Source organism: Aminobacter sp. MET-1, assembly GCF_026521175.1.
Taxonomy (GTDB): domain Bacteria; phylum Pseudomonadota; class Alphaproteobacteria; order Rhizobiales; family Rhizobiaceae; genus Aminobacter.
Genome location: NZ_JAMSHL010000002.1, coordinates 388063 through 414919, shown reverse-complemented (window position 1 = coordinate 414919; position 26857 = coordinate 388063). Strand labels below are relative to the sequence as shown.

The window sequence follows — 26857 nt, the reverse complement described above, 5'->3', positions numbered from 1 at the left end:
TTTGACCTAGGCGGCCTTCTGGACCGAAGACACGGTGCCCATATTGTCGACCACGCAGATATAGCGTTGGCCCGAGGCGTTTACCTCCACCTGATAGCGGTTGGCGTCGAGTTGCGACGAGCCGATCGGCAACGCCTTGTCGGCGGCGACGCCGGCAGACTGCGCTGCCGCGCTGGCGCAGATCAGCTGCAGGTCGGCGGGCGCGGTCTGGACCGTGGTGCGGGCCATATCCTGCGGCTCGGGTGCGGTGGAACTGCATCCGCTAGAAATGACAGCGGCAAACAGGCCTGCAGTGGCAGCAATGATCGTTCGCATTTCATCCCCTCGTCGAATGCGCCTGACTGTCAAAACGGCCCCGCCTACACTCCCTTGTAGAGGGCAGCACCCTGCATCAGCACCACGACCTTTGCTCCCACCTGGACCTGGGCGTGCAGGTCGACGATGTCGTCGTTGTTCATGCGAATGCAGCCCGAGGACACATCGAGGCCTATGGTCCATGGCTCCGGCGTGCCGTGGATGCGATAGATCGTGTCCTGGTCGCCCTGGTAGAGATAGAGCGCCCGTGCGCCCAGCGGGTTATCGGGCCCTCCCGGCATGCCGCCGGCAAACTTCACCGCGTTGGGATCGCGCGCGACCATCTCGGCCGGCGGCGTCCAGGTCGGCCATTCGGCGGTACGGCCGACGCGCACGATGCCCGCCCAGCCAAAACCTTCGCGGCCGACGCCGATGCCGTAGCGCACCGCCTTCAGGCCGGGCAGCACCAGATAGAGAAAATGCTGGTTGCCATCGATGATGATGGTTCCGGGCTTTTCAGCCGTGCGGAAAGTGACGATCTGCCGGCGAAAAGCCTCGGGAACCTGGCCATGGGCCGCGTAATATTGGCGGGCCTTCTTGCGGTCGTAGTTGACCCATTTGTGCGTCTTGGGGTCGAAGACCTGCGTGGCAGAGCCTACCTGGGCCAGGGCCGCGCCAAGCCCCAAGGCAGTCGCGGCAAAGAACACCCAGGAAAGCCGTGTCCGGCGACACTTGGCCACGCCACGTCCGATGTCTGCGTTCGAACCGGATCTCATTGAAGCCATCCCTTCACGCGATCCTTGTGCTCGGCCACCCATTTCAGCGCATAACTTGCCGGATCCTGCTGCTCGACCTCGATGGCGTAGCTCATTGCCGTGATCTCCTCGGGCTCGAGATCCATCTTGTCGAGGAAGCTGGCAGCTGCCGGCAAGCGCTTCGCAAGCGACGTGGCATAGGCGAGACTGAAACTCGAAGGCTTCCACGCCACCGGCGCATCGGATTTGGAAAGCCACATCGGATCGTCGGCCTGCAGCACGACGTTCCATTTGGCCGGATCATAGGCGGGCTCGCTCAGCCGCTTGATGTCGTGAAGCTCGAAGACGTGGTGCGGACTGTAGCAATAGAAGGCAATCGGCCTGTCGGTCGCCACGGCCGCGTCGATGCCCGACATGGCGACCTCCTCCGGCATCTCGAGCAGCGTCATCGTGTCGGCATAACCATAACTCTTGGCCCTGATGCGCTCGACGTCGGTCGACAGCCAGCCGCGGGCGCCGATCCACATCTCGCCCTTGCCGTCGCCGTCGGTGTCGAACAGCTTTGCCTTTTCCGGATCCTTCAGATCGGCAACGTCGCGAACGCCTTGGTCATAGGCCTTTTGCGTGACACACAGGCCTTGGGTGGCAGCGACATCGTGCTTGCTCAGATGCACGGTGCCTCGTTCGTCGACATATTTCTTCACTAGGGGATCGAAGTTCGGCCGCCAAACCTCGGGATAGACGTCGATTCCGCCGTCATCCAGCCCGGTGAACGCAATAAGCGTCCCCATCTCCTGGACATCGACCTTGATCTTCAGCGCATCTTCGAGCGCGGTCTTGATGATGTTGGCAGTGGCCTGTCCCGAAGGCCAGCTCGGCATCGCCACGACCATGTCGGCAGCCTGGGCGGAAGCGCTCCCGCCACCAAGCAAAGCCGCAACGCAGATACCACGCAACAGGGTCTTCATCTTGACCGCCAGCCTCGTTTCCGCTGTCCGGCAGGATTTATTTATAAGATGATTAAGTCAAGCGGCGTTGTGTTGTTGAGGCCGGCAACAATCTTACGAGAAAATCAGGCCGGTCGCGCTTCGATGACATCGATACGACCGGCCGGCATCACCCTGGCGAGGCTGAATCCCGCTGCTTGAAACAGGCGCGCAAACTCGTCTTCGGTCCGTTCCTGACCGCCTGGAACGGCCAGCATGTTGAGGTCGGCGAACTTGGCGCGCGCGCCTTCGTTTGGCGGCGCCAACACCGCTTCCAGCACAACCAGCTTGCCGCCCGGCCTGATGGCCCGGCGGCAGCTTTTGAGGATGGCGATCGAGCGCTCGTCGTCCCAGTCGTGCAAGATCCATTTCAGCACATGCGCATCAGCGCCTTCTGGAACCGCCACAAAGAAATCGCCGCCAACCGATGTGCAGCGATCGGCCAGCGATGCCGACCGAAGCAAGGGCCCCGCCCTCTCCACGACTTGCGGCTGGTCGAACAGAATGCCCCGTTGCGACTGATTGTGCGCCAAGATCGCCGCGAGAAGCGCACCTTGGCCGCCGCCGACATCCATGACGAGTTCGAAGCCGCTGAAGTCGTAGGCCGCAAGCACGGCAGCAGCCAGCGCGGGCACGAAGGACGACATCGCCCGATCGAAGATCACCGACTCCTCGGGATGGTCGATGCGGTATTGCCAGACGCCTGTTCCGTGCGCATGGGCGAATGCATTCTCGCCGGTGCGCACGCTGTGCAGCAATTCGCCCCACGCGTCGCGATAATAGGCGCGACCGACCATCCGCGCCCATGGGGCGACGGAATGTTCCGCGTCGGACCGCAGGCCCTGGCCGAGAGGCGTCAGCGAGAATTGTCGCGCTCCCCCTTCATGCAACACGCCGACTGCAGCCAGCGCCCGCAGGAGCCGGTAAAGCGACTGCGGGTGGGCGTCCACCAAGGCGGCGAGCTCGTCGCTCGAACACGCTCCTTTGGAAAGGTGATCGGCGATGCCGAGAGTTGCGGCGACACAGATCGCCTGTGACAGCTGGTACCCGTTCACCATCTGCATGAGGTCTGCTGCGGCGGCCTTCTCGTCCATGACGACGCCCTATCATTGGCTGGCCAAGCAAGTTGCCAAGATACCAGCGGCTGTTGGCTGCCGCAACGAAGCGTGGACTTTGGTAGCTGAAGAAAATCCGGCTGCAGTGTCGATTCTGCGGCCTTCTGCTCGTCGTGTTGGCAGAGTAGGCTCGGACAATGGAGTCCGGCCTCAAGTTTCGGGAGCGAAATCAATGCGTTTCATGTTCGTGGTCAAGGCTAGCAAGGACTCCGAAGCCGGCGTCATGCCGCCGGCGGAAATGATCTCCGCCATGGCCGACTATCATGGGGAATTGGCCAAGGCCGGCGTGCTGCTCGACGGCAGCGGCTTACAGCCGAGCTCCAAGGGATGGCGGATCACCTGGGCGGGCGGCAAGAAGACGATTACCGATGGACCTTTCGCGGAAACCAAGGAGCTGATCGCGGGCTACACCATCATCCAGGTGAAGACACGCGAGGAAGCCATGGAATGGGCGAACCGCTTCCCCAACCCGCAGATCGAGAACGGGCAGATCGAGGTACGCCAGATGTTCGACCTCGAAGATTTCGAACCCAGCGAGGGCATCGACCGTTTCCGTGACATGGGCATCGCCCAAGACAGGAAGTAGATGGCTGCGACCGATAGCCATTCGTCCGAGCCGATGCCGTCTCTCGACGGGAAAGCCGAAGACAGCGTTGCCAGAAGCCGCGCGACACACCGGACCATCGAAACCGTGTTCCGCATGGAGCGGGCACGGATCCTGGCAGCGCTTGCCCGCTTCACGCGCAGTGTCGACCTGGCCGAGGAATTCGCCCAGGACGCGCTGATCGCAGCGCTTCGCAACTGGCCGGAGGCAGGCATTCCCGACAAGCCGGGCGCATGGCTGATCGCCTCCGCCAAGCGGCGGGCCATCGACCATTTCCGTCGGGCCAAGATGGCTGAAGGAAAGCTCGCCCTGCTCGGTATAGATTCCGAGGCGGAGGTGACTGTCGAGCCGCTTGAGATCGACGACAATCTGGGCGACGAACTGCTCGCGCTGATGTTCGTGTCCTGCCACCCGGTGCTTTCGACCGAAGCGCGGGTGGCCTTGACCTTGCGGCTGGTCGGCGGCCTGAGCACGGAAGAAATCGCCCGCGCCTACCTCGTCTCCGAAACCGCGATGGCGCAGCGCATTGTCCGCGCCAAGCGCACCCTGTCGGACGCCGGCGTGCCGTTCGAAATGCCTGGCTACCCCGATCGCGGCGAGCGCCTGGGCTCTGTTCTGGAGGTGCTCTATCTGGTCTTTAACGAGGGGTACTCCGCCACCAAGGGCGACGACTGGATGCGGCCGCAGCTGTGCCAGGAGGCGATGCGGCTCGGGCGCATGCTTGCCGGGCTCGCGCCCGACGAGCCCGAGGTCCACGGCCTGATCGCGCTGATGGAGATCCAGGCGTCGCGGCTGCCGGCGCGCAGTGATGCCGAAGGGCGGCCGATCCTGCTGCTCGACCAGAACCGCGCGCGCTGGGACCATCTGCTGATAAACCGCGGGCTCGCCGCCCTTGCCAGGGCACAAGCCCTGCCCCGTCACGGTCCGTATACACTTCAGGCGGCCATTGCCGCCTGCCACGCCCGGGCGCATACGGCCGAAGAGACCGACTGGCCGCGCATCGCCGCTCTCTATGCCGCACTGGCCGAGCTTGCGCCATCGCCCGTCATCGAGTTGAACCGGGCCATGGCGCTATCGATGGCATTCGGGCCGGCGGCCGGGCTGGAGCTTGCCGACCAGCTTGTCCACGAACCGGCACTGCGCAACTACCACCTGCTGCCAAGCGTGCGTGCCGATCTGCTGATGAAGCTCGGCCGTTTCCGGGAAGCGCTCGGCGAGTTCGAACGGGCGGCGGCGCTGACCCAGAACGAACGCGAGCGAACCATGCTCATGGAGCGCGCGCACAGCTGCCGCGATGAGTTGGCCCGCAAGGACGGGAAAGGCCGCGGATCAGCAGTTCAACGGTCCTAGACCAGCTCGACCTCGACCACTCCCGGCACGGCGCGCATCGCAGAGGCGATCGACGGCGTGATGCGGTAGCGTTCGCGCAACTCGATCTCGATCTCGCCTTGCGCCTCGCCCTTGAGCACGATGAAGCTGACCTCGCCCTCGCCACGCGTCGTCAGGTGATTGGACAGCGTGTTGAGGGGGGCTGCATCGCGCACGAAGATGCGCAGGGTCTTTTGCACCCGGCTCGCCTCATCCTCCAGCGACTGCACCGTCTGGATACGCAAACTGACGCCCTCCGGCCGGTCTTCGGCAGCCACCGTTATGACCACCGATTTGCCGGGCTCACAGAAGTCGCGGTACTGCGCCAGCGTCTCGGAGAACATGACGGCCTCATACTGGCCAGACACGTCCGAGAACTGCACGATGCCCATCTTGTTGCCGGTCTTGGTCTTGCGCTCCTGCTTGGTGGTGACGGTGCCCGCCAGTCGCCCGGCGGTGGCCCCGCGTTTCACCGCCGCTGCAAAGTCCCCCCAGTTCTGGACACGCATCTTTTCGAGCGCCGACTTGTATTCGTCGAGCGGATGGGCCGAGAGATAGAAGCCGACCACCTGGAACTCGCGGTGCAGCCTGTCGGCTGCCAGCCAGGCGTCGGTCTGTGGCAGGTGCAGCACCGGCGCCTGGCCGGAGAAGGCGCTGCCGAAGATGTCGGACTGGCCGAGCGTCGCGTTTTCATGGGCCAGCGATGCCAGGCCCATCATGCGCTCGATGCCAGCCATCATGGCGGCCCGCTCGTGACCGAAGCAATCGAGCGCGCCGGCCATGATCAGGCTTTCGAATACGCGCTTGCCCACCACCTTCGGATCGATGCGCTCGCAGAAATCGGCGAGGCTCGCGAAGGGCTTTTCCGCGCGCTTGGCGACGATGTGATGGACGGCCGCTTCGCCCACGCCCTTGATGGCGGCGAGCGAGTAGAAAATCTTCTTTTCGCCGACCTCGAAATCGCGATAGCTGGTCATGACCGACGGCGGCACGACCTCGATGCCAAGGCGCATCGCGTCCTGGCGGAAATCGTTCAGCTTGTCGGTGTTGGACATATCGTAGGTCATCGACCCGGCGAGGAACTCGACCGGGTAATGCGCCTTGAGATAGGCCGTCTGGTAGGAAACGATGGCGTAGGCGGCTGCGTGCGACTTGTTGAAGCCATAGTCGGCGAACTTTGCCAGAAGGTCGAAAATGAAGTTGGCCTGCGGCTTGGAGACGCCGCCTTCCATCGCACCGGTGACGAAGCGCTCGCGCTGCTTGTCCATTTCGGCGCGAATCTTCTTGCCCATGGCGCGGCGCAGAAGGTCGGCTTCGCCGAGCGAATAGCCCGACAGAACCTGGGCGATCTGCATGACCTGCTCCTGGTAGACGATAACCCCTTGGGTCTCCTTCACCAGGTAGTCGATCTTCGGATGGATCGACTCGATCTCCTCCTCGCCGTGCTTGCGGGCGTTGTAGGTCGGGATGTTTTCCATCGGGCCCGGGCGGTAGAGCGCCACGAGCGCGATGATGTCCTCGATGCGATCGGGCTTCATGCCGATCAGCGCCTTGCGCATGCCGGCACTTTCAACCTGGAAGATGCCGACCGTCTCGCCGCGCGACAGCATGGCGTAAGTCTCGGGGTCGTCGAGGGGGATCAACGCAAGGTCGATGTCGACGCCGCGGCGGCTGATGAACTGCACCGCCTTCTGCAGCACCGTCAGCGTCTTCAGGCCGAGGAAGTCGAACTTCACCAGGCCGGCCTGTTCGACATATTTCATGTTGAACTGGGTAACCGGCATGTCCGAGCGCGGGTCTCGGTACATCGGCACCAGCTCGGACAGCGGACGGTCGCCGATGACAATGCCGGCAGCATGGGTCGAGGCGTGGCGGTACAGGCCCTCCAGCTTCTGAGCCATTTCGAGCAGCGTCTGCACGATCGGCTCGCGCTCGGCCTCCTCGGCAAAACGCGGCTCGCCCTCGATCGCCTGCGCCAGCGTCACCGGGTTGGCCGGATTCTGCGGCACCATCTTGGTGAGCTTGTCGACCTGGCCGTAGGGCATCTGCAGCACGCGGCCGACGTCGCGCAGCACCGCGCGCGCCTGCAGCGTTCCGAAGGTGATGATCTGGCCGACCTGGTCGCGACCGTACTTGTCCACCACATAGCGGATCACCTCTTCGCGGCGATCTTGGCAGAAGTCGATGTCGAAGTCGGGCATCGAGACGCGGTCGGGGTTGAGGAAGCGCTCGAACAGCAGCGAGAAACGCAGCGGGTCGACGTCGGTGATGGTCAGCGCATAGGCGACAAGCGAACCTGCGCCCGAACCACGACCGGGTCCGACGGGGATGCCCTGCAGCTTGCCCCATTTGATGAAGTCGGCAACGATCAGGAAGTAGCCGGGGAACTTCATCCGCTGGATGATGCCGATCTCGAACTCGAGACGTTCCCGATACTGCTCTTCGGTAAAGCCCGGATAGATGCCGCGCGTCGCGATGCGCTCGGCCAGGCCTTCGCGAGCCTGGCGAGCAAGCTCGTCGCCCTCGGCACGCTCGGCAGCTTCCGCGTCGGCAACTTCGGCGCCGGCGAAACGCGGCAGGATCGGCTTGCGGTTCTTGGGATAGTAGGAGCAGCGCCGGGCGATCTCGACCGTGTTGTCAATCGCTTCGGGCAGATCGGCAAAAATCTCTGCCATCTCCTTCTGAGACTTGAGGAAATTGTCCGGGGTCAGGCGCCGGCGATTGTCCTCCGCGACCACCGATCCCTCGGCGATCGCGATCAACGCGTCATGCGCCTCGAAGTCCGCGCGGGACGGAAAGAAAGCCTCGTTGGTGGCGACCAGCGGCAAGTGGTGGCGATAGGCAAGATCGATGGTGGCCGCCTCGATGAGACGGTCATAACCAGCGAGGCGCTCGATCTCGACATAGAGCCGATCGCCGTAAATCTCCCGCAGCCCGAGCAGCCGGCTTTCGGCCTGAGCATGATGATCGTTTTTGATGGCTGTGCCGATCGGCCCGCGCGGCCCACCGCTAAGACAGATGATGCCATCCGACAGCGCACTCAGCCATTCGAGCTTGGCATGAATGGGTTCACCGTTCGGCGTCGAAAGATACATGCGGCTGATGATGCGGACGAGGTTGGCGTAGCCGTCTTCCGTCGCTGCAATCAGCACAATCGGGTAGAGCTCGTGCGCCTGCTTCCAGACGGGACCGCGCTGGCCGTTATCTGCCGTCTCAGCGAAGTCGACGTCTACCTGGCAGCCGATGATGGGCTGCACGCCGTCCTTGGTCGCCTTCTGGGCAAACTCCAGCGCACCGAACAGATTGTTGCTGTCGGCGACCGCGATGGCGGGCGCATCGTCCTTGACGGCGTGGCCGACGACCTTGCCAAGCGGCAACGCACCTTCGAGCAGAGAATAGGCCGAATGGACGCGAAGATGGATGAAAGTCCGCGGCGAAGCCTCTGGTTTTGCTTCCGCTTTCAGCGCTTCACGCTTGAGCGGATCGCGCGGCAGCCTGTCACTCGACATCGAATCGTCTATCCTTCGGGGAATATTGCAACTGTCATGTTCGGCCAGCGCGGCGGTCGTGTCCACCCTGCCCAGCGACGCACCGGCAGAGGCTTGTGGAATTCGAACGCAAACGCCGCTTTGCGACCGCGGGGTGTCGCGTTGCCGGTTGATCGATGCGGCAAAACCTGAAACCCTGAGGCCAACATTTTTTCCCCTGATTACGCATAAAGGATGACCGTCATGAAAACCCGCGCCGCCGTAGCCGTTGGAGCAGGCAAGCCGCTCGAGATCATGGAGGTGGACCTCGAAGGCCCACGCGAGGGCGAAGTTCTGGTCGAGATCAAGGCGACCGGCATCTGCCACACCGACGAGTTCACGCTGTCGGGTGCAGATCCCGAAGGCATCTTCCCGGCCATCCTCGGCCATGAGGGTGCCGGCGTCGTGGTCGATGTCGGCAAGGGCGTGACCTCGCTCAAGAAGGGTGATCATGTCATCCCGCTCTACACGCCCGAATGCCGCTCGTGCCCATCCTGCCTTTCGCGCAAGACCAACCTCTGCACCGCGATCCGCTCGACGCAGGGGCAAGGCGTGATGCCTGACGGTTCGAGTCGCTTCTCGATCGGCAAGGACAAGATTTTCCACTACATGGGCTGCTCGACCTTCTCGAACTTCACCGTGCTGCCCGAGATCGCATTGGCCAAGGTCAACCCGGACGCGCCCTTCGACAAGATCTGCTACATCGGCTGCGGGGTGACGACCGGTATTGGTGCGGTCATCAACACCGCCAAGGTCGAGATCGGTGCAACGGCCATCGTCTTCGGCCTCGGCGGCATCGGCCTCAACGTCATCCAGGGCCTGCGCCTCGCCGGCGCCGACATGATCATCGGCGTCGACCTCAACAACGACAAGAAGGCCTGGGGTGAGCGCTTCGGTATGACCCACTTCGTCAATCCGAAGGAAGTCGACGGCGACATCGTTCCCTATCTCGTCAACATGACCAAGCGCGGCGCCGACCAGATCGGTGGCGCCGACTACACCTTCGACTGCACCGGCAACGTCAAGGTCATGCGTCAGGCGCTCGAGGCCAGCCATCGCGGCTGGGGCGAGAGCATCGTCATCGGCGTGGCGGGCGCTGGCCAAGAGATCTCGACGCGTCCGTTCCAGCTGGTCACCGGCCGGACCTGGAAAGGCACCGCCTTCGGCGGCGCGCGCGGCCGCACCGATGTTCCCAAGATCGTCGACTGGTACATGGAGGGCAAGATCCAGATCGACCCGATGATCACCCACACCCTCAAGCTCGAAGACATCAACAAGGGCTTTGACCTTATGCATGCCGGCGAGAGCATCCGGAGCGTCGTGGTCTACTGATGAGCGGGATCGCATACGAGGTCGACGTCAGAGGCTTGGACGACCTGTCTCCACGCGACCTCTATGCGATGCTGAAGATGCGTCTCGACGTCTTTGTCGTCGAGCAGCAATGCGCATTTCCCGAAATGGACGGCAAGGATCCCGAAGCCCTTCACCTCAGGCTGCTTGCCGGCAAGGAGTTGCTGGCGAGCACGCGCATTATCGCCCCTTCCGGCATTGACGATCCGGCCTATATCGGCCGGGTCGTGGTATCTCCCGACCATCGGGGCAAGCGCCTTGGCGACAAGCTGATGGTGGAATCCATCGCTGCCTGCGAGCGGCTGTTTCCGGGCCGGCCGATCGCCTTGTCGGCGCAGAGCCATCTCGAGAAATTCTACGTGTCCTTCGGCTTCGCCACCGTGTCGGAGGAATATCTTGAAGACAATATTCCGCATATCGACATGCTGCGCGCCCTGCCTGCCTGAGGTTCACGAATGCAAGGTGAAACGATGGACAGCAAGCCGATCATCTATGTCGACGCCGATGCCTGTCCGGTAAAGGACGAGGTGGTGAAGGTCGCCGAGAGGCTGGATCTCGTCGTCACCTTCGTCTCCAACGGCGGGATGAGGCCATCACGCGATCCGATGATCCGCAACGTCGTGGTGTCCAAGAGCGCGGACGCGGCCGATGACTGGATCGTCGACAATGCCAGGACCAACGACATCGTCGTCACCGCCGACATCCCACTGGCTGCCAGAGCCGTCGCCCTTGGCGCACACGTGCTGGGACCGACCGGCCGACCTTTCACGCCGGAAAGCATCGGCATGGCGGTTGCCATGCGCGACCTCAAGCAGCATCTGCGCGAGACCGGTGAGAGCAAGGGCTACAACGCCTCCTTTGCACCGCAGGATCGCTCGCGTTTTCTAGGGGCACTTGACCAGATGGCGCGACGAGCGCTGAAATCGGCGCAGGCATGATCAAACCCTTCAAGCGCCACCTCATCTTCAAGATCAGCCTCGGCGTCGGCGCCCTGGCCCTTGCCGCAGCATTGCTGGCCAAAATCCCGCTGGCTTATGCCATCGGCGCAAATGTGTTCTTTGTCGTTTTCATCGGCCTGGTGCTGAGGCAGATGCCGGCGCTCACAGCCGACTATCTGAGCCGGCGGGCGCAGGAAGCCGACGAGCCGGTCAGCATCATCTTTGCGGCCATCATCGCCATCGTCGCGGTCGCAGTCGGCTCGCTCTTCGTGCTGATGAACGCCAAGGGGGCAGCCAACTGGATCGCGCTGACCTTCTCGCTGCTGTCGCTGCCTTTGGGCTGGGCGACCATCCATGCCATGGCAGCCCTGCACTACGCCCATCTCTACTGGAAGGGCGACAAGAAGACGGAGTCGACTTCTACACGCAGCCGCAAGCCCGTGGGCGGATTGATCTTTCCGGGCACTGAACGCCCCTGCGGCTGGGACTTCCTCTACTTTTCCATCGTCATCGGCATGACCGCCCAGACGGCGGATACCAACATCTCATCGACATCGATGCGTCAGGCGGCGATGGCCCACTCGGTGCTGTCGTTCTTCTTCAACACCATCATCGTCGCCGCTGCCGTCAACCTGGTGGTTTCGCTCGCCAGTTGACTTCACGTCGAAGTCATCGCCTGCAACGAAACCCTGACCTTGCCACATCCGTAATTCGACCGAGATAAGCGCTCAGCGGGCAACATCCCGTAGCGCCCGACGGAGGTCAGCTACGATGGAAAGCCAGGCTCTCATGGAACACGACGTGGACGGCCAGCCAGCCGACGCGACGGCGGGCGAACTGGTCTATCGCCAGACGCGGTGGACACGCTTGACGCATTGGATCTGGGCACTGTGCCTGTTCTTCCTGCTGCTCAGCGGCCTGCAGATCTTCAACGCGCATCCTGCACTCTATATCGGCAGGCAATCCGGCTTCCAGTTTTCGAACAGCGTCCTCGTCATCGACGCGGCCGATACGGCTACGGGAACAACGGGTTACACCGAGATATTCGGAAATAGATTCAACACGTCCGGCGTGCTTGGCCTGTCCGGCCCGGCAGACAATCCAAGTGTGCGCGCGTTTCCCGCGTGGGCGACGATCCCCTCGAGCCAGGACCTGGCTACCGGGCGCGTGGTGCATTTCTTCTTCGCCTGGCTTTTGTCCTTCACGCTGCTTGCCTGGCTGATCGGCAGCATCTGGAACGGCCACCTGCGCCGCGATCTGGTGCCGACCGCTACCGATCTGCGCAACCTGCCCAAGGACATCTCCGACCATGCCAGGCTGCGCTTTAACCACCGGCGGGAATACAACACACTGCAGAAGCTGACCTATGGCGGCGTGCTGTTTGTGCTGCTGCCACTGATGATCCTGACCGGGCTCGCCATGTCGCCGAGCATGAATGCGGCCGTGCCGTTCCTGACCGACATGCTGGGCGGCCGGCAAACGGCACGCACCATCCACTTCGCCACCATGCTGCTGCTGGTTGCCTTCTTCTTCGTCCACATACTGATGATCCTGGCTGCAGGCCCGATCAACGAACTGCGTTCGATCATCACCGGCTGGTACCGCACCGATCCGCCCGCACATGACGGCAAGCCTGCCGAGGGGAGCGACTGACATGGCCAAGTTCCAGCTCAACCGCCGCCGCTTCCTCACCGCCGCCTCGCTCGGCCTGTCAGGCGCGGCATTGTCCGGCTGCGACGCATTCGACTTCCTCGTCGATCGCGACAACAAGGTCCGCAATTTCCTCGGCGGAGCAAACGACCTGACCTATCGCGCGCAGCGGCTGGTCGCCGGGCGCAACAGTATGGCGCAGGAATACCGCGAGGCCGACATACGCCAACCGCAGCGGCCGAACGGGGTAACCTCCCCCGACGACGCGACTTACAAAGCGCTTCTCGCTAACGACTTCGCCGACTGGCGGCTGGAGGTGACGGGACTGGTCGAAAAGCCGATGTCGCTGAGCCGGCAACAGCTCATGAACATGCCGGCACGCACCCAGATCACCCGCCACGACTGCGTCGAGGGCTGGAGTTGCATTGCCAAATGGACCGGCGTGCCGCTGTCTCTGGTGCTCGACGCGGCCATGGTGAAACCCAGCGCCCGTTACGTCGTTTTCCACTGCCTCGACACCATCGAAAACAGCCTCTCGGGCGAGGTGAAATATTACGGCTCGATCGACCTGGTCGATGCCCGCCACCCACAGACGATCCTGGCCTATGGCGTCAACGGCAAGCCGCTGCCGGTCGAGAACGGCGCGCCGCTCAGGGCCCGTGTCGAGCGCCAACTCGGCTACAAGATGCCGAAATACCTCAAGGGTATAGAACTGGTCGACAGCTTCGGCGCGATGGGGCTGGGCAAGGGCGGTTATTGGGAAGACCGCGGCTACGACTGGTATGGCGGCATCTGACGCCGGCCTCCACGCAGCCATGCAAGCAAGACTACCCGAACGGGTGAATCGTCACCATCTATCAGGTGAATAAGCACTGCGCGGAGAGGTGACAAAGTGTCGTCGTTGGGATATTGACGACTCGTCTGGGGCCTTTGCGGGCTCCACCTGTTTGCGGGAGAGAGCAGCGAAAGCTGACGCCGAAGGGGAAATCGCCCGAAATCTCTCAGGCAAAAGAACCGTAAGCAGGAAGGACACTCTGGAAAGTCGGGACCCTGGTCCCGCGCCGAAGGTGTAAGCGCTGCCGACAGAGTTCCGGAGCGCGAGTCTCTCAGGCTTCAGACAGAGGGGCACGGAATGGCCGCCACAGCGGCTGGACACGTGCGACTCTGGAGAAGACATGACGGGCGACCATACCAACCAACTACCCCTTGCAGACCTGCATACAGCAGCTGGTGCGCGCTTTGGCGCGTTCGCCGGCTGGAACATGCCGCTGACCTATCCCGCCGGCGTGATGAAGGAACACCTTCACACCCGTGAGCATGTCGGCCTGTTCGACATCTCCCACATGAAGCTGTTCCTGGTCACGGGAACGGGTGCTGCCGACCTCATCAACCGCGCCTGCCCGCTCGATGCGCGCGCGCTTGAGACAAGGCAGTCGAAATACACCTTCTTCCTGACCGAGGCCGCCGGCATCATCGACGACCTGATCATCACCCGCCTCGGCGACGAGCGCTTCATGGTGGTGGCAAATGCCGGCAATGCGGCGACCGACGAGGCGCATCTGCGCGCGCTGGCCAAGGATTTCGATGCCAACATCGAGCCGCTCGACCGCGTCTTCATCGCGATTCAAGGCCCGGAAGCAACTGCCGTGCTCGAAAAGGTCGGCATCGCCACCGACGAGCTGTTCTTCATGCAGGGCTTCGAGCCACGCGCCAACTGGTTCATGAGCCGCTCGGGCTACACCGGCGAGGACGGTTTCGAGATCGGCCTGCCGGAAGCAGATGCCCGCGAGTTGCTCTCCAAGCTTCTCGCCGACGAGCGCGCCATGTGGATCGGCCTTGCCGCCCGCGACAGCCTGCGTCTTGAAGCCGGGCTGTGCCTGCATGGCAACGACATCACGCCCGACAACGATCCGGCAAGTGCCGGCCTGATGTGGGCGATCCCCAAGGACCTGCGCGCTGAAGGCAATTTCATCGGCCGCGCGGCCCTTGCAACAATCCTCGCCGAAGGCGCCAAGCAAAAGCGTGTCGGACTGAAGCCCGAGGGGCGCCAGCCGGTGCGCTCGGGCGCTGAACTGTTCGACGCCGACGGCGCCCTGGTCGGCCGTGTCACTTCGGGTGGCTTCGGCCCGTCCGCCGGCTTCCCGGTCGCAATGGGCTATGTCTCCGCTTCGCTGGTCAAGGCCGGCACCCGAGTCTTCGCCGATGTCCGCGGCACAAAAGTGCCTGTCGACGTCCATTCCCTTCCCTTCACGCAGCATCGCTACCGCAAAGGATAATTTCATGACCAAGACCTATTTCACCGAAGATCACGAGTGGATCCGCGTTGAAGGCGACATCGCCACCGTCGGCATCACCGACTACGCCCAGGAACAGCTCGGCGATCTGGTCTTCGTCGACCTGCCGGAAGCCGGCCGCAAGCTCGCCAAGGGCGACGTCGCCGTGGTCGTCGAGTCGGTCAAAGCCGCTTCGGACGTCTATGCGCCGATCGACGGCGACATCACCGAAGCCAATGCCACGCTCTCTTCCGACCCGGCACTCGTCAATTCGGCTGCCTCCGGCGACGGCTGGCTGTGGAAGATGAAGATCGCCAATGCGGGCCAGCTCGACGGCCTGATGGATGAAGCGGGCTACAAAGCCCATATCGGTTGACAGGATCGCCTGAGATGACCACTGCACCTTATCCCTTTTCGGCCCGTCACATCGGGCCCGGCGCGGCCGATACCCGCGCCATGCTCGCCGCCATCGGCGTGCCCTCGGTGGAAACGCTGATCTCGCAGGCCGTGCCGAAGTCGATCCGTCTCGACCGCGCGCTCAACCTGCCCGCGCCAGCATCCGAGCATGAAGCGCTCGCCGAACTCGGCGAGAAGATGGGCCGCAACAAGGTGCTGAAGAGCTTCATCGGCGCCGGCTATCACGGCGTCAACGTGCCGCCGGTCATCCAGCGTAACCTGTTCGAAAACCCGGCCTGGTACACCGCCTACACGCCTTACCAGGCCGAGATCAGCCAAGGCCGCCTGGAACTGCTGTTCCACTTCCAGACCCTGGTTGCCGAACTCACCGGCCTGCCGGTGGCGTCCGCTTCTCTGCTCGACGAAGCGACTGCGGTTGCCGAGGCCGTGGGCATTGCGCTGCGCCATCATCGCGACAAGCGCAGCCGCGTCGCCCTCGCCGGCACCCCTCATCCGCAGACGCTCGACGTCGTGCGCACCCGCGCCGAGCCGCTGGGCACTGAGATCGACGACGAGACCATCGACGACAACACTGCAGCCCTCATCGTCTCCTGGCCAGACACCAACGGTGTCTATGGCGACCACAAGGCCGCGATCGAGAAGGCCAAGGCCGTCGGCGCCATCGTCATCTTCGTCTCCGACCCGCTCAGCCTCACCGTCACCGACGCGCCTGCCAGCCTCGGCGCCGACATCGCTGTCGGAACGATGCAGCGCTTCGGCGTGCCAATGGGCTTCGGCGGCCCGCACGCTGCCTATTGCGCCGTTTCCGACAAGCTGACCCGCCTGATGCCGGGCCGCCTCGTCGGCCAGTCGGTCGACAGCAAGGGCCGTCCCGGCTACCGCCTGGCGCTGCAGACGCGTGAGCAGCACATCCGCCGCGACAAGGCGACGTCGAACATCTGCACGGCGCAGGCCCTGCTCGCCAACATGGCCGCATCCTTCGCCATCTGGCACGGCCCGGCCGGACTGCAGGCGATTGCCGAGCGCATCCATGGCCTGGCCAGCCGTCTGGCTGAAGGCCTGAAGGCTGCTGGCGTGACCGTCTCTGGCACTGAGCGTTTCGACGCGGTGACCGTCGAAGCCAAGGGCAAAGCCGAAGCGATAGCAACCGAAGCCGAGAATATCGGCCGCCTGCTGCGCGTCATCGACGCCGACCACGTGTCGGTCGCCTTCGACGAGACCTCGACCGAAGCTGACCTCGAGGCCGTTGCCGCCCTGTTCGGCGCCAAGGCACCGAAGGACGCTAAGCGCACCCTGCCCGGCAAGCCGCGCGGCAAGGACTTCCTGACCCAGCCGGTGTTCCACGAAAACCGCTCGGAAACGGAAATGATGCGCTTCCTGCGCAGGCTCGCCGACAAGGACCTGGCGCTCGACCGCGCCATGATCCCGCTCGGCTCCTGCACCATGAAGCTCAACGCAGCCGCCGAGATGATGCCGGTCAGCTGGCCGACGGTCGCCAACCTCCATCCCTTCGCGCCGACGAGCCATTCGCTCGGCTATCGCGCGATGACCGACGACCTCGAGGCATGGCTGTGCGAAATCACCGGCTTCGACGCCGTCAGCCTGCAGCCGAACGCCGGCAGCCAGGGTGAATATGCCGGCTTGCTGGCGATCCGCCGCTATCACCACTCGCGTGGCGAGACGCAGCGCAACATCTGCCTGATCCCGTCCTCGGCGCATGGCACCAACCCGGCAAGTGCTGCGATGGCAGGCATGGAAGTGGTGGTCGTGCACTGCCTCGAAGACGGCGACATCGACGTCACCGACCTCAAGGTCAAGGCCGAGCAGCACGCCGACAAGCTGGCTGCGCTGATGTTCACCTACCCCTCGACGCATGGCGTGTTCGAGGAAGGCGCCCGCGATATCTGCGAGATCGTGCACGCCCACGGTGGCCAGGTCTATTTCGACGGCGCCAACCTGAACGCGATGGTCGCACTTTCGCGGCCCGCCGACATCGGCGCCGACGTCTGCCACATGAACCTGCACAAGACGTTCTGCATTCCGCACGGCGGCGGCGGCCCCGGCGTCGGCCCGATCGGTGTGAAGGCGCATCTTGCGCCCTTCGTGCCGGGCCATGTCGAAGCCGGCAGCGACCATGCGGTCTCGGCTGCTCCCTTCGGCAGCGCCTCGATCCTGCCGATCACCTGGATGTACATCCGGATGATGGGCGCTTCGGGCCTGAAGCAGGCGACCGAGCAGGCGATCCTCAACGCCAACTACATCGCGACCAAGCTCGAAGCGCACTATCCGGTGCTGTTCAAGGGCAAGAATGGTCGCGTGGCGCATGAGTGCATCCTCGACACCCGCGTGCTCAAGGAGCGTGCAGGCATCTCTGTCGAGGACATCGCCAAGCGCCTGATCGACTACGGCTTCCATGCGCCAACCATGTCGTGGCCGGTTGCCGGCACGCTGATGGTCGAGCCGACCGAATCCGAGCCGAAGCGCGAGATCGACCGCTTCATCGAGGCGATGGCGGCGATCGCGGCAGAAGCTGCCAAGGTCGAAAAGGGCGAATGGCCTAGGGATGACAATCCGCTGATCAACGCCCCGCACACGGCAACCGAGACGCTAGCAGGCGAATGGAAGCACCCCTATTCGCGTCTCGAAGCGGCCTACCCCGGCGGCGATCCCGACACGACTGCCAAGTACTGGTCTCCAGTGTCGCGCATCGACAACGTCGCCGGTGACCGCAACCTGGTCTGCTCGTGCCCGCCGCTGACGGAATATCTCGGCGCCGCCGAGTAATTTCGACGGCAAACACTTTATCGGCGGCGTTCCTCACGGGCGCCGCCGATTTGATTCATGACGTTGCCGGACAGGTTTTGGACGGGACACGATCGGCGGCGGCTCAGCGCAAACATCTATGATCAATGCGGCCGCAGCCTGCGCCTTCCAGGTCGTTAGGCCTAAGCCAGCCTGTCGGAACTGCCCCATCGCAGACCGGCGATCTGGCAGCCCCCCCGGGGTTGGTCCGACTGTGATCCCAAGTGGGACGGAGAACACTTGGCTCTCCGACGAGAAAACAGCCTTAGGCGAACAAAAGTTCCGGCTCGCGGTAACCTTCACTGTCGGCGGTCTCGGCTGTTGCAACGCGGTTGCGGCCGGCGCGTTTTGCAGCGTAGAGCGCCGCGTCTGCGCCAAGCAGCATCTGCTCAACCGTCCGCATCTCGCCGTCGCCGAAACAGACGCCGACGCTGACCGTGCTGCGGAGCGGGCCGAGCTTGGTGCCGACGACCTCTGCGCCGAAGGACGCGCCGACCTTGCGGAGGATTTCGTAGGCCTCCAGCGCGCTCATTCCGGACATGACGATCGCGAACTCCTCGCCACCAAGCCTGAAGACCTCGACGTCGTCATTCGCGTAGCGCCTGACGACATCGGCGAAACGCTGCAAAACCCGGTCGCCCACGGCATGGCCGAAAACATCATTGGTGCGCTTGAAGTGGTCGAGGTCGACCATGGCCAGCGCCATGTGCTGCCCAAAGCTGGTGTCACCATGCAGCGAATTGAGTGCCCGGCGGTTCATCAACCCCGTCAGCGGATCGGTTAGCGTTTCCTCGGTCAGCCTGCTCTGGGTGCGCAGATGATGGAAAGAGATCGTGAGTGCCCCAAGGGCCGTCATGCAGGCGACGACGACGACAGTGTTCACGTCCTCGGCCCAGTTATGAGGCACGCTGCCAAGTGTCCATTGCTTCTGCTGGATGATGACGAAGGCACACAGTGCGAAGGATATGGCGCTGCTGCCGGTGAGCAGCGACACCGGCGCGAGCACGCGGCGGTCGACATCCTTGCAGGTCCAGAATGCGGTCGCCGTCATGATCAGGATACCAGTGACCGCCGAATAGGCGATGATAAAGCCGATGCCATCAAGGCCGAACGCTGTCGCCACGACCGTCAGCGCGATGATCGCAGCGATCGGCAGCGCCGCGGGTTTCGACCAGCCGCGCTCGATGTATTGGTCGGCGGCAGCGAAGACGACAAAGAAGCCGGCGACGAGCAACGCCAGCATTGCCGGCCCGAGCCAGGGTGAGGCATCGCGTCCGTAAAGCCAAAAGGCGATGACATGGGTGACGAGAAGTAGTATTCCGACCGCCATCGTGAGAACGAAACGGGACTGACGCGCCGTCAGCCAGATCGCGACGAGCGTTCCGCTCAGACACGCACCGGACAGGGCCGTGGCGAGCAACAAGGAACCGAAGTCAAGCACGGGGGCGCGGCCTTCCTGATGTCCGAATGTTCGGGCAGCAGTTATTGGGCAATACAGGTTAGCCGCAACCTTACAAACCCGCTTCCGTCGCCGCCCAACCGCGGCGATTTCGGATAGCGTTTACGAATGGTTGCACCCTCACGGCCAATTCGGGCATATCGAACGGGCCGGGGACGAACAGATCAGGAACTATTGCCAGACCGTCAAAACTGGCAAACTCGACCAAGTGATTCGCAGCTCGGAAAAATCGTATTGAGCATGGACGACAACAGCGACCTTTTCGGCAATCTCGGCAATCAGCCCGCACGTCCCGTGTCCCGTCCGGCCGACCCGCTGGTCGCAGCCGCTGCGGCGGCAAAGCGCCCTGCTCCGGTCAAGGATGCCAGCGACAGCTACAGCGCGGCCGACATCGAGGTTCTCGAAGGGCTGGAGCCGGTGCGTCGCCGTCCGGGCATGTATATCGGCGGCACCGACGAAAAGGCGCTGCACCATCTTTTCGCTGAGGTCATCGACAACTCGATGGACGAGGCCGTGGCCGGCCACGCGACCTTCATTGAGGTCGAGCTCGACGCCGAGGGCTTTCTCACGGTCACCGACAACGGCCGCGGCATCCCCGTCGATCCGCATCCGAAGTTCAAGGACAAGTCGGCGCTCGAGGTCATCATGACCACGCTGCATGCCGGCGGCAAGTTCGATTCCAAGGTCTACGAAACCTCGGGCGGTCTGCACGGCGTCGGCGTCTCCGTGGTCAACGCGCTGTCCGACCAACTCGAAGTCGAGGTGGCGCGCAACCGCAAACTGTTCCGTCAGCGTTTTTCGCGCGGCGTCCCGCAGGGCGGATTGGAAAGTCTCGGCGACGTCCAAAACAGGCGCGGCACCAAAGTACGCTTCCACCCCGATCCCGACATTTTCGGCAAGGGTGCGCATTTCGAGCCGGCCCGCATCTGCAAGATGGCCCGCTCCAAGGCCTATCTGTTCGGTGGCGTCGAAATCCGCTGGAGCTGCGATCCGGCACTCATCAAGGAAAAGGACGAAACGCCGACCAAAGCGGTGTTCCATTTCCCCGGTGGCCTCGGCGACTATCTCAAGGCTTCTCTCGGCAACGAGATGCAGGTCACGCGCGAGATCTTCGCGGGCAAGAGCGACAAGCAGAGCGGCCACGGTTCGGTCGAATGGGCCGTCACCTGGTTTGGCGGCGACGGTTTCGTCAATTCCTACTGCAACACCATCCCGACCGGCGACGGCGGCACCCATGAGATGGGCTTCCGCAACGTGCTGACGCGCGGCCTGCGCGCCTATGCCGACCTCGTTGGCAACAAGCGCGCCTCGATCGTCACCAGTGAAGACGTGATGATCTCGGCGGCCGGCATGCTGTCGGTGTTCATCCGCGAGCCTGAGTTCGTCGGCCAGACCAAGGACAAGCTGGCGACAGTCGAGGCCATGCGCATCGTCGAGACAGCGCTCCGCGATCCGTTCGACCACTGGCTTGCCGACAATCCCCAGGAAGCCTCGAAGCTGCTCGACTGGGTGATCGCGCGCGCCGACGAGCGCGTGCGCCGCCGCCAGGAAAAGGAAGTGTCGCGCAAGAGCGCCGTGCGCAAGCTGCGCCTGCCCGGCAAGCTGGCCGACTGTACACAGAACGCGGCAGCGGGCGCAGAGCTGTTCATCGTCGAGGGTGACTCGGCAGGCGGATCGGCCAAGCAGGCGCGCGACCGCTCGATGCAGGCGATCCTGCCGCTGCGTGGCAAGATCCTCAACGTCGCCAGCGCCGGCAACGACAAGCTGGCGTCCAACCAGCTGATCGGCGACCTGATCCAGGCGCTCGGCTGCGGCACGCGCTCGAAGTACCGCGAAGAAGACCTGCGCTACGACCGCGTCATCATCATGACCGACGCCGATGTTGACGGCGCCCACATCGCCTCGCTGCTGATCACCTTCTTCTATCAGGAGATGCCCGAGCTGGTCCGTGGCGGACACCTCTATATGGCGGTGCCGCCGCTCTATTCGATCCGCCAGGGCGGCAAGGTGGCTTACGCCCGCGACGACGCCCATAAGGACGAATTGCTGAAGACCGAATTCACCGGGCGCGGCAAGGTCGAGATCGGCCGTTTCAAGGGCCTTGGCGAGATGATGGCCTCGCAGCTCAAGGAAACGACGATGGACCCGAAGAAGCGCACGCTGCTGCAGGTCGAGGTCAATGAAAGCGAAGACGACACCAAGAATGCCGTCGATGCACTGATGGGCACCAAGCCGGAATTGCGCTTCCGCTTCATCCAGGAACGCGCCGAGTTTGCAGCTGCGGACGCTCTCGATATCTGATCGAGGGCGAACCGTCCGTCGTCAGGCGGCCGCTATCGCCAAGGCGTGACCCCTGGCGTTTTCGCGCAGGGCGTCGAGATGGATCGACTTGACCAGGCTGGCCAGTTCGCCTTCCGCGCCCTGGCCGCCAAGCTCTTTCAGCATCAGCCAACTGACTTCCTGTGCACCGGCAACGCGGCGGCCGTTGGCTACCTCGCGCCAGACTTTCAGCGCGCGCAAGATGATCGCGTGCGTCGCGTCGGCCAGGCCGGCGACGCGGAACAATGCCGTCAGGGCGACGTCCTGCCCGCTCGAGAGCAGCGCCCTCACCCGCTGTTCATCGCGTCCGGTGAGCACAACCAGCGCCGCACCAAAGAAATCGACCTTGCCGTGCGCCAGCACACGGATGATGAAGCTCGCGGTCAGATCGCCGCGCAGGCGCAGATGTTCGACCAGTGCCGCCTGCTCCTTGGCACTTGTACCTTCGATCAGGGTCAGCGAAGCCTTGACGCAGGCGTCGCGCATCACCCGGTCGGCGCGGGCAGTGCCCATCAGCGCCATGACCAGCGGCGACGCCTTGAGCGCCTCACCCAGCTTGACCAGCAGCAGGTGCCGACAATCGGACGGCAGGCGCGGATCGGCGACAAGCGCCTCGCGCAGGCTTGCGTCATGGCCGAAGCGCTCGGCCATGCGGCGGAAGCTCAGCGAGGCGATTTCGGCACCATAGTTGCGGACCAGGGTCACGCAAGCCCTGGCTTCCCCCACCTCGGCGATGGCCGCCGCGAGCGACATGGAGACGTAAGGTCGGTCGGCAATGAGGTTCTGGACCGCCGGCGAACCGGCAGCGACACGATCGATCAGGTCGGAATCGGTAAGCAGCGGCGACCGCGCCAACACCATGGCGGCAACATCAGGCTGGTCGGAAGCAAGTGCCGATATGATCTGCAGGGGCGCGTTGGCGCTCATCGACAGTGCTTCGGCGAGCGCCTGACGAACCTTCGGCGATGGATCGTCAAGCAGCAACGTGAGGGCGGCCTCGGCGGCACAGCGGTCCTCGAACGGCAGTTCGCGCCCCACATAAGCGCTGGCAAGCGCAGCGGCGGCAGCGGCGCGTTCGCCCACCTTCGCCGTATCGATCCATTTGAGGAAATGCGAAACGACCATCCGCTCTTCTTCACCCCCGGCAGCATGTGCCCCAACCCAGCATGACCCTAGGAACAAAAGGTTTACGAACGGTTCACCATATCCGTTAACCCGCTTGCCGGCTGTCGTGGCAGCGCCTATCAAGCCGATGATAACAGGAGGATGTGTCGATGGCCGGTCTCTATCTCGAGGAATTCAAAGTCGGCCAACTCATCCGCCACCAACTCACCAAGACCGTCACCGAGAGCGACAACATGCTGTTCTCGACGATGACGCTGAACGCCCAGCCACTGCACATCGATTTCGATTTCGCCGCCAAGAGCGAATGGGGCAAGCCGCTGGTCAATTCGCTGTTCACGCTCGGTCTGATGATCGGCATTTCGGTGCACGACACCACGCTTGGCACCACCATCGGCAATCTCGGTATGACCGAGACGATCTTCCCTCACCCGGTCTTCCACGGCGACACCATCCGCGTCGAGACCGAGGTGCTTTCGGTGCGCGAATCGAAGTCCAAGACCGATCGCGGCATCGTCGAATTCGAACATCGCGCCTACAATCAGGACGGTGCCCTGGTTGCCAAGTGCCGGCGGCAGGCCATGATGAAGAAGGCTGCCTGATGCGGTCGCTGCTGTTTGTTCCTGCTGATTCGGAGAAGAAGCTCGCGCGCGGCTTCGCCTCGGGCGCCGATGTCGTCATCGTCGATCTCGAGGATTCGGTCGCACCGCAGAACAAGGCGCATGCGCGCGCCATTGCCGCCGACTTCATCGCCAACACGCGAAACGATGCCAAGGCGACCATCTATGTCAGGGTCAACGATCTCGGCACCGGTATGACCGACGACGACCTGCGCGCCATCATCCCGGTCGGGCCGCACGGCATCATGCTGCCCAAGTCGAATTCGGGCGTCGACGTTCAGCACCTCTCGGCCAAGCTTCGGGTCCACGAGGCCGAGAGCGGCCTGCCCGACGGGTCGACAAGGATCATACCGATCATCACCGAGACGGCCGCAGGCGTGCTCGCCACCGGCACATATGCCGGTGCAAGTGCCCGCCTTGCCGGCCTGACTTGGGGGGCGGAAGACCTGTCGGCCGCCATCGGCGCACGTGCAGCCCGCGATGAATCGGGCCGCTACACCGATGTCTTCAGGCTGGCGCGCGCGATGACCATCCTTGGGGCTACGGCTGCAGACACCGCCGCCATCGACACCGTGTTCGTCAATTTCCGAGACCCCGCTGCCTTGCGAGTGGAATGCATCGACGCTGAGCGCGACGGTTTTACCGCCAAGATGGCGATCCATCCGGACCAGGTCGCCGTCATCAACGAGGCGTTCACGCCGACATCAGAGGCAGTGGCCCGTGCGGCAGCAGTCGTTGCGGCATTCGAAGAAGCCGGCAATCCCGGGGTCGTCGGCATCGATGGCAAGATGTATGACCGGCCGCATCTCAGGCTCGCCCAGCGGCTGCTGGCCCGGGCGCGCGCCGCTGGCGTCTAGCTATCTTCCCAGCGCGGGCGTCGCATCGAGAAGACGGCATCCACGGTCGAGTAGTCCATGTAGCCAAGGCGGGCGACGTTGCCGGCCTTGACCGCATCGAACAGCCCATCCGTCAGGAACGCCTCGTCGATGTGGATGCCAACCACCTCGCCAATGACCACGATCGGGCCGGCTTCCTTGCCATCGAGCCCCTTGGGCCGGAATATCTCCGTGACCTTGCACTCAAGTGCCGCAGGTGCTTCGGCGACACGAGGCGGCGCCACCAGCCGTGAAGGTGCCGCCGTCAGCCCGGCGTAGTCGAATTCGCTTGTGCCGCGAGGCGCGTTGACCGAACTGCGGTTCATCTTCTCGGAAAGGTCACGCCCGACGATGTTGGCGACGAATTCACGGGTCTCGCCGGCAAAGGTGGCGCTATCCTTCTGGCCCTCGGATGAAAACCACACCAGCGGCGGCTTGCCTGAAAGCGCATTAAAAAAGGAATAGGGCGCGAGGTTCAGCGCCCCATCCTTGGCGACCGTCGAAATCCAGCCGATCGGCCGCGGCGCAACCAGCGCCTTGAACGGATCATGTGGCAGGCCGTGGCCCTTCGACGGTTCATAGAACATCTGCTCAGCCTTCCCAGGGACCGGAATAATCGGCGTAGAGCTTGCTCACATCGGGGCGCGGACGCTCCTGCCCTGCGCCCTCGTAGGAGCCAATGTGGACGAAGCCCACGACGCGCTCATGCGGCGCAAGGCCAAGCAAGGTCCTTCCTTCCTCGGAATCCGAATACCAGTTGGTGATCAGGTTGGTGCCGTAGCCCAGCGCGTTCGCCGCGGTGATCAGGTTCATCGCAGCCATGCCGCCGGACAGGAACATCTCCCACTGCGGGATCTTCGGGTTTTCCTTGGGGCTGGAGACGACGCCGATGACCAGCGGCGCGCGCGAGAAGCGGGCAAGCTCCTGGTTGCGGCGGCCCTCCGGCAGCGGCCCTTCGCGGCGTTCGGCGAGTTCGGCCAGTTGCTTGCCGATCTCGACGCGAACGTCGCCGCGATAGAGGATGAAGCGCCAGGGCTCCAGTCGGCCATGGTCGGGCACGCGGGCGGCGGCGCGCAGCATCGTTTCGATGTCGGCATCCGAGGGCGCTGGCTCACGCAACTCCGGAATGGGAGCGGAATTTCGGGTCAGCAAAAAGTCGATGATCGGCGATGTCACAGCGCGGGCACTCCTGGTTTTCGGGCTGAAGCGCCAACCGGAATGGCGGCTGCTCTGGCAGCGGCGCGTCTCGGGAGATTCCATCGCGCCGGAATAGCCTTGAAATTGCCACCGCCTTGGGCTTCAAACAAGGCATGTTCAGGGGACGCTTCCGATTTTTCGCGCCGATTCTGGGTGCCGCACTGTTTACGGTGCAGCCTCTGGCCGGCCACGCGCAGGATGGTGCCTCTGCCATCAACGGGCTCAGCCTGCCCGGCATCTCGGGATTTGCCCCACCGCGCAGCGACGAGCCGCTGGCAACAAGCGGGCTCGGCGAGATCACACTGACGGCGCAGCTTACCGATAAGAGCAAGGACATCGCGCGCGGGCTGGTCTGGCGCGTCTTCCGTCCCGAGGCCGGGCCTGACGGCAAGCTGCCGCTGGTGGCTTCCGCCCAGGGCGGCACCAGCATGTTCCAGCTGCCGCCCGGCAGCTATCTGGTTCATGCCTCCTATGGCCGCGCCGGCGCCACCAAGCGCATCACCGTCGGCAAGGAAGGCAAACGCGAGAACCTCGTGCTCGACGCCGGCGGACTCAAGCTCGACGCCGTGCTTTCGGGCGGTGTGCGCATCCCCTCGGGCAAGCTCAAGTTTTCCATCTATGAGGCCGAGCCCGGCAGCGACGGAGAACGCGCGCTCATCATCCCCAATGTCGCGCCCAACACGGTGGTGCGGCTGAATTCCGGCACCTATCACGTCGTCTCGACCTATGGCAGCGTCAACGCCGTCATCCGCTCCGACATCCGCGTCGAGGCCGGCAAGCTGACCGAGGCAACCGTCGAGCACCGTGCCGCAGACGTCACCTTCAAGCTGGTGCGCGAGGCCGGAGGCGAGGCGATCGCCGACACCTCGTGGTCGGTGCTGACAGAATCCGGCGACCCGCTGCGCGAAGCCGTGGGCGCCTTCGCCTCCATGGTGCTGTCGGAAGGCGAATACACCATCATCGCCAAGAACCGCGACCGCATCTACCAGCGCGACTTCACGGTCGTTGCCGGCCGCGGCCAGGATGTCGAAGTGGTGGCTTCTGAAGATGCCGCCATAGACCCGACCGAAGGCGCCGACTGACCTCAGCCTGTGGTACGCTTCACGCGGCATTCCAACGGATCAAGCACAAGTATGGCGCAACCTGCGGCAGTGGCGCTTCCATCGCCGGAATCGGGTACCTCGTC

The 26857-nt window shown here is 63.6% G+C and carries 24 protein-coding genes and 1 riboswitch; of the genes, 15 read left to right on the top strand and 9 right to left on the bottom strand.

What is annotated here, in order from left to right; all coding sequences use genetic code 11:
* Positions 1–6: 6 nt before the first annotated feature.
* The 4 genes from NDO48_RS04665 to NDO48_RS04650 form a co-directional block, all read right to left on the bottom strand.
* Positions 7–315 carry a hypothetical protein gene (locus tag NDO48_RS04665; RefSeq protein ID WP_018427770.1) on the bottom strand — a complete coding sequence of 103 codons (309 nt, stop codon included), beginning with the start codon at positions 313–315 and terminating at the stop codon, positions 7–9.
* A gap of 44 nt (positions 316–359) precedes the next feature.
* Positions 360–1070, bottom strand: a complete 711-nt coding sequence (locus NDO48_RS04660) for a L,D-transpeptidase (protein ID WP_267320901.1) — start codon at positions 1068–1070, stop codon at positions 360–362.
* On the bottom strand, positions 1067–2017 hold the full coding sequence (locus NDO48_RS04655; protein WP_267320900.1) for a glycine betaine ABC transporter substrate-binding protein: 951 nt from the start codon (positions 2015–2017) through the stop codon (positions 1067–1069). The genes NDO48_RS04660 and NDO48_RS04655 overlap by 4 nt, the downstream gene beginning before the upstream one ends.
* Positions 2018–2121: 104 nt before the next feature.
* Entirely contained in the window at positions 2122–3129 is a 1008-nt protein-coding gene (locus NDO48_RS04650; RefSeq protein WP_267320899.1) for a methyltransferase, read from the bottom strand.
* A 193-nt stretch (positions 3130–3322) separates the two neighbouring features.
* On the opposite strand from NDO48_RS04650, the gene NDO48_RS04645 reads away from it, so the two are divergent.
* Together NDO48_RS04645 and NDO48_RS04640 are read left to right on the top strand one after the other, a co-directional pair.
* Entirely contained in the window at positions 3323–3736 is a 414-nt protein-coding gene (locus NDO48_RS04645; RefSeq protein WP_018427766.1) for a YciI family protein, read from the top strand.
* Positions 3737–5104: an RNA polymerase sigma factor gene (locus NDO48_RS04640; RefSeq protein WP_267320898.1), complete on the top strand. Its 1368-nt coding sequence runs from the start codon at positions 3737–3739 to the stop codon at positions 5102–5104.
* On the opposite strand, the gene dnaE is transcribed toward NDO48_RS04640, so the two are convergent.
* Entirely contained in the window at positions 5101–8631 is a 3531-nt protein-coding gene (dnaE, locus tag NDO48_RS04635) for a DNA polymerase III subunit alpha (protein ID WP_018427764.1), read from the bottom strand. The genes NDO48_RS04640 and dnaE overlap by 4 nt on opposite strands.
* A gap of 222 nt (positions 8632–8853) precedes the next feature.
* Between dnaE and NDO48_RS04630 the strand changes: the two genes are divergently transcribed.
* From NDO48_RS04630 to gcvP, 9 genes are all read left to right on the top strand, one after another.
* A complete protein-coding gene (locus NDO48_RS04630; protein ID WP_026227151.1) occupies positions 8854–9981 on the top strand; it encodes an S-(hydroxymethyl)glutathione dehydrogenase/class III alcohol dehydrogenase in 1128 nt (375 codons plus the stop codon).
* A complete protein-coding gene (locus tag NDO48_RS04625) occupies positions 9981–10445 on the top strand; it encodes a GNAT family N-acetyltransferase (protein WP_018427762.1) in 465 nt (154 codons plus the stop codon). Before NDO48_RS04630 ends, NDO48_RS04625 begins: the two co-directional genes overlap by 1 nt.
* 24 nt (positions 10446–10469) lie before the next feature.
* Positions 10470–10937 carry a YaiI/YqxD family protein gene (locus NDO48_RS04620; RefSeq protein ID WP_026227150.1) on the top strand — a complete coding sequence of 156 codons (468 nt, stop codon included), beginning with the start codon at positions 10470–10472 and terminating at the stop codon, positions 10935–10937.
* Positions 10934–11593, top strand: coding sequence for a DUF1345 domain-containing protein (locus NDO48_RS04615; RefSeq protein WP_018427760.1), 660 nt, complete (start codon positions 10934–10936; stop codon positions 11591–11593). Before NDO48_RS04620 ends, NDO48_RS04615 begins: the two co-directional genes overlap by 4 nt.
* Positions 11594–11708: 115 nt before the next feature.
* Positions 11709–12590, top strand: a complete 882-nt coding sequence (locus tag NDO48_RS04610) for a cytochrome b/b6 domain-containing protein (protein WP_018427759.1) — start codon at positions 11709–11711, stop codon at positions 12588–12590.
* Position 12591: 1 nt separating this feature from the next.
* Complete coding sequence (locus tag NDO48_RS04605; RefSeq protein WP_018427758.1) at positions 12592–13383, top strand: molybdopterin-binding protein; 792 nt, start codon at positions 12592–12594, stop codon at positions 13381–13383.
* Positions 13384–13527: 144 nt separating this feature from the next.
* A riboswitch (glycine riboswitch) is annotated at positions 13528–13614 on the top strand.
* A 148-nt stretch (positions 13615–13762) separates the two neighbouring features.
* The gene (gcvT, locus tag NDO48_RS04600) at positions 13763–14863 is read left to right on the top strand and encodes a glycine cleavage system aminomethyltransferase GcvT (protein WP_018427757.1); all 1101 of its coding nucleotides are present in this window, start codon (positions 13763–13765) and stop codon (positions 14861–14863) included.
* Between the two features lie 4 nt (positions 14864–14867).
* The gene (gene gcvH, locus NDO48_RS04595; protein ID WP_018427756.1) at positions 14868–15236 is read left to right on the top strand and encodes a glycine cleavage system protein GcvH; all 369 of its coding nucleotides are present in this window, start codon (positions 14868–14870) and stop codon (positions 15234–15236) included.
* 14 nt (positions 15237–15250) lie between these two features.
* A complete protein-coding gene (gene gcvP, locus NDO48_RS04590) occupies positions 15251–18061 on the top strand; it encodes an aminomethyl-transferring glycine dehydrogenase (protein WP_018427755.1) in 2811 nt (936 codons plus the stop codon).
* A gap of 283 nt (positions 18062–18344) precedes the next feature.
* Here gcvP and NDO48_RS04585 read toward each other — a convergent pair whose 3' ends face one another.
* Positions 18345–19520 carry a sensor domain-containing diguanylate cyclase gene (locus NDO48_RS04585; protein WP_267320897.1) on the bottom strand — a complete coding sequence of 392 codons (1176 nt, stop codon included), beginning with the start codon at positions 19518–19520 and terminating at the stop codon, positions 18345–18347.
* A 258-nt stretch (positions 19521–19778) separates the two neighbouring features.
* On the opposite strand from NDO48_RS04585, the gene parE reads away from it, so the two are divergent.
* The gene (gene parE / locus NDO48_RS04580) at positions 19779–21839 is read left to right on the top strand and encodes a DNA topoisomerase IV subunit B (protein WP_018427753.1); all 2061 of its coding nucleotides are present in this window, start codon (positions 19779–19781) and stop codon (positions 21837–21839) included.
* A 21-nt stretch (positions 21840–21860) separates the two neighbouring features.
* On the opposite strand, the gene NDO48_RS04575 is transcribed toward parE, so the two are convergent.
* A complete protein-coding gene (locus NDO48_RS04575) occupies positions 21861–22982 on the bottom strand; it encodes a DUF2336 domain-containing protein (protein WP_267320896.1) in 1122 nt (373 codons plus the stop codon).
* A gap of 149 nt (positions 22983–23131) precedes the next feature.
* Here NDO48_RS04575 and NDO48_RS04570 point away from each other — a divergent pair, with 149 nt between their 5' ends.
* The gene (locus tag NDO48_RS04570) at positions 23132–23581 is read left to right on the top strand and encodes a MaoC family dehydratase (protein WP_018427751.1); all 450 of its coding nucleotides are present in this window, start codon (positions 23132–23134) and stop codon (positions 23579–23581) included.
* Entirely contained in the window at positions 23581–24456 is an 876-nt protein-coding gene (locus NDO48_RS04565) for an HpcH/HpaI aldolase/citrate lyase family protein (RefSeq protein ID WP_018427750.1), read from the top strand. The genes NDO48_RS04570 and NDO48_RS04565 overlap by 1 nt, the downstream gene beginning before the upstream one ends.
* Here the strand turns inward: NDO48_RS04565 and NDO48_RS04560 are convergent.
* Positions 24453–25061 carry a flavin reductase family protein gene (locus NDO48_RS04560; RefSeq protein WP_018427749.1) on the bottom strand — a complete coding sequence of 203 codons (609 nt, stop codon included), beginning with the start codon at positions 25059–25061 and terminating at the stop codon, positions 24453–24455. The two genes, NDO48_RS04565 and NDO48_RS04560, sit on opposite strands and share 4 nt — an antisense overlap.
* Before the next feature lie 4 nt (positions 25062–25065).
* Entirely contained in the window at positions 25066–25650 is a 585-nt protein-coding gene (locus tag NDO48_RS04555; protein ID WP_026227148.1) for a nitroreductase, read from the bottom strand.
* 134 nt (positions 25651–25784) lie between these two features.
* On the opposite strand from NDO48_RS04555, the gene NDO48_RS04550 reads away from it, so the two are divergent.
* Positions 25785–26753: a hypothetical protein gene (locus NDO48_RS04550; protein ID WP_018427746.1), complete on the top strand. Its 969-nt coding sequence runs from the start codon at positions 25785–25787 to the stop codon at positions 26751–26753.
* The last annotated feature ends 104 nt before the right edge of the window (positions 26754–26857 follow it).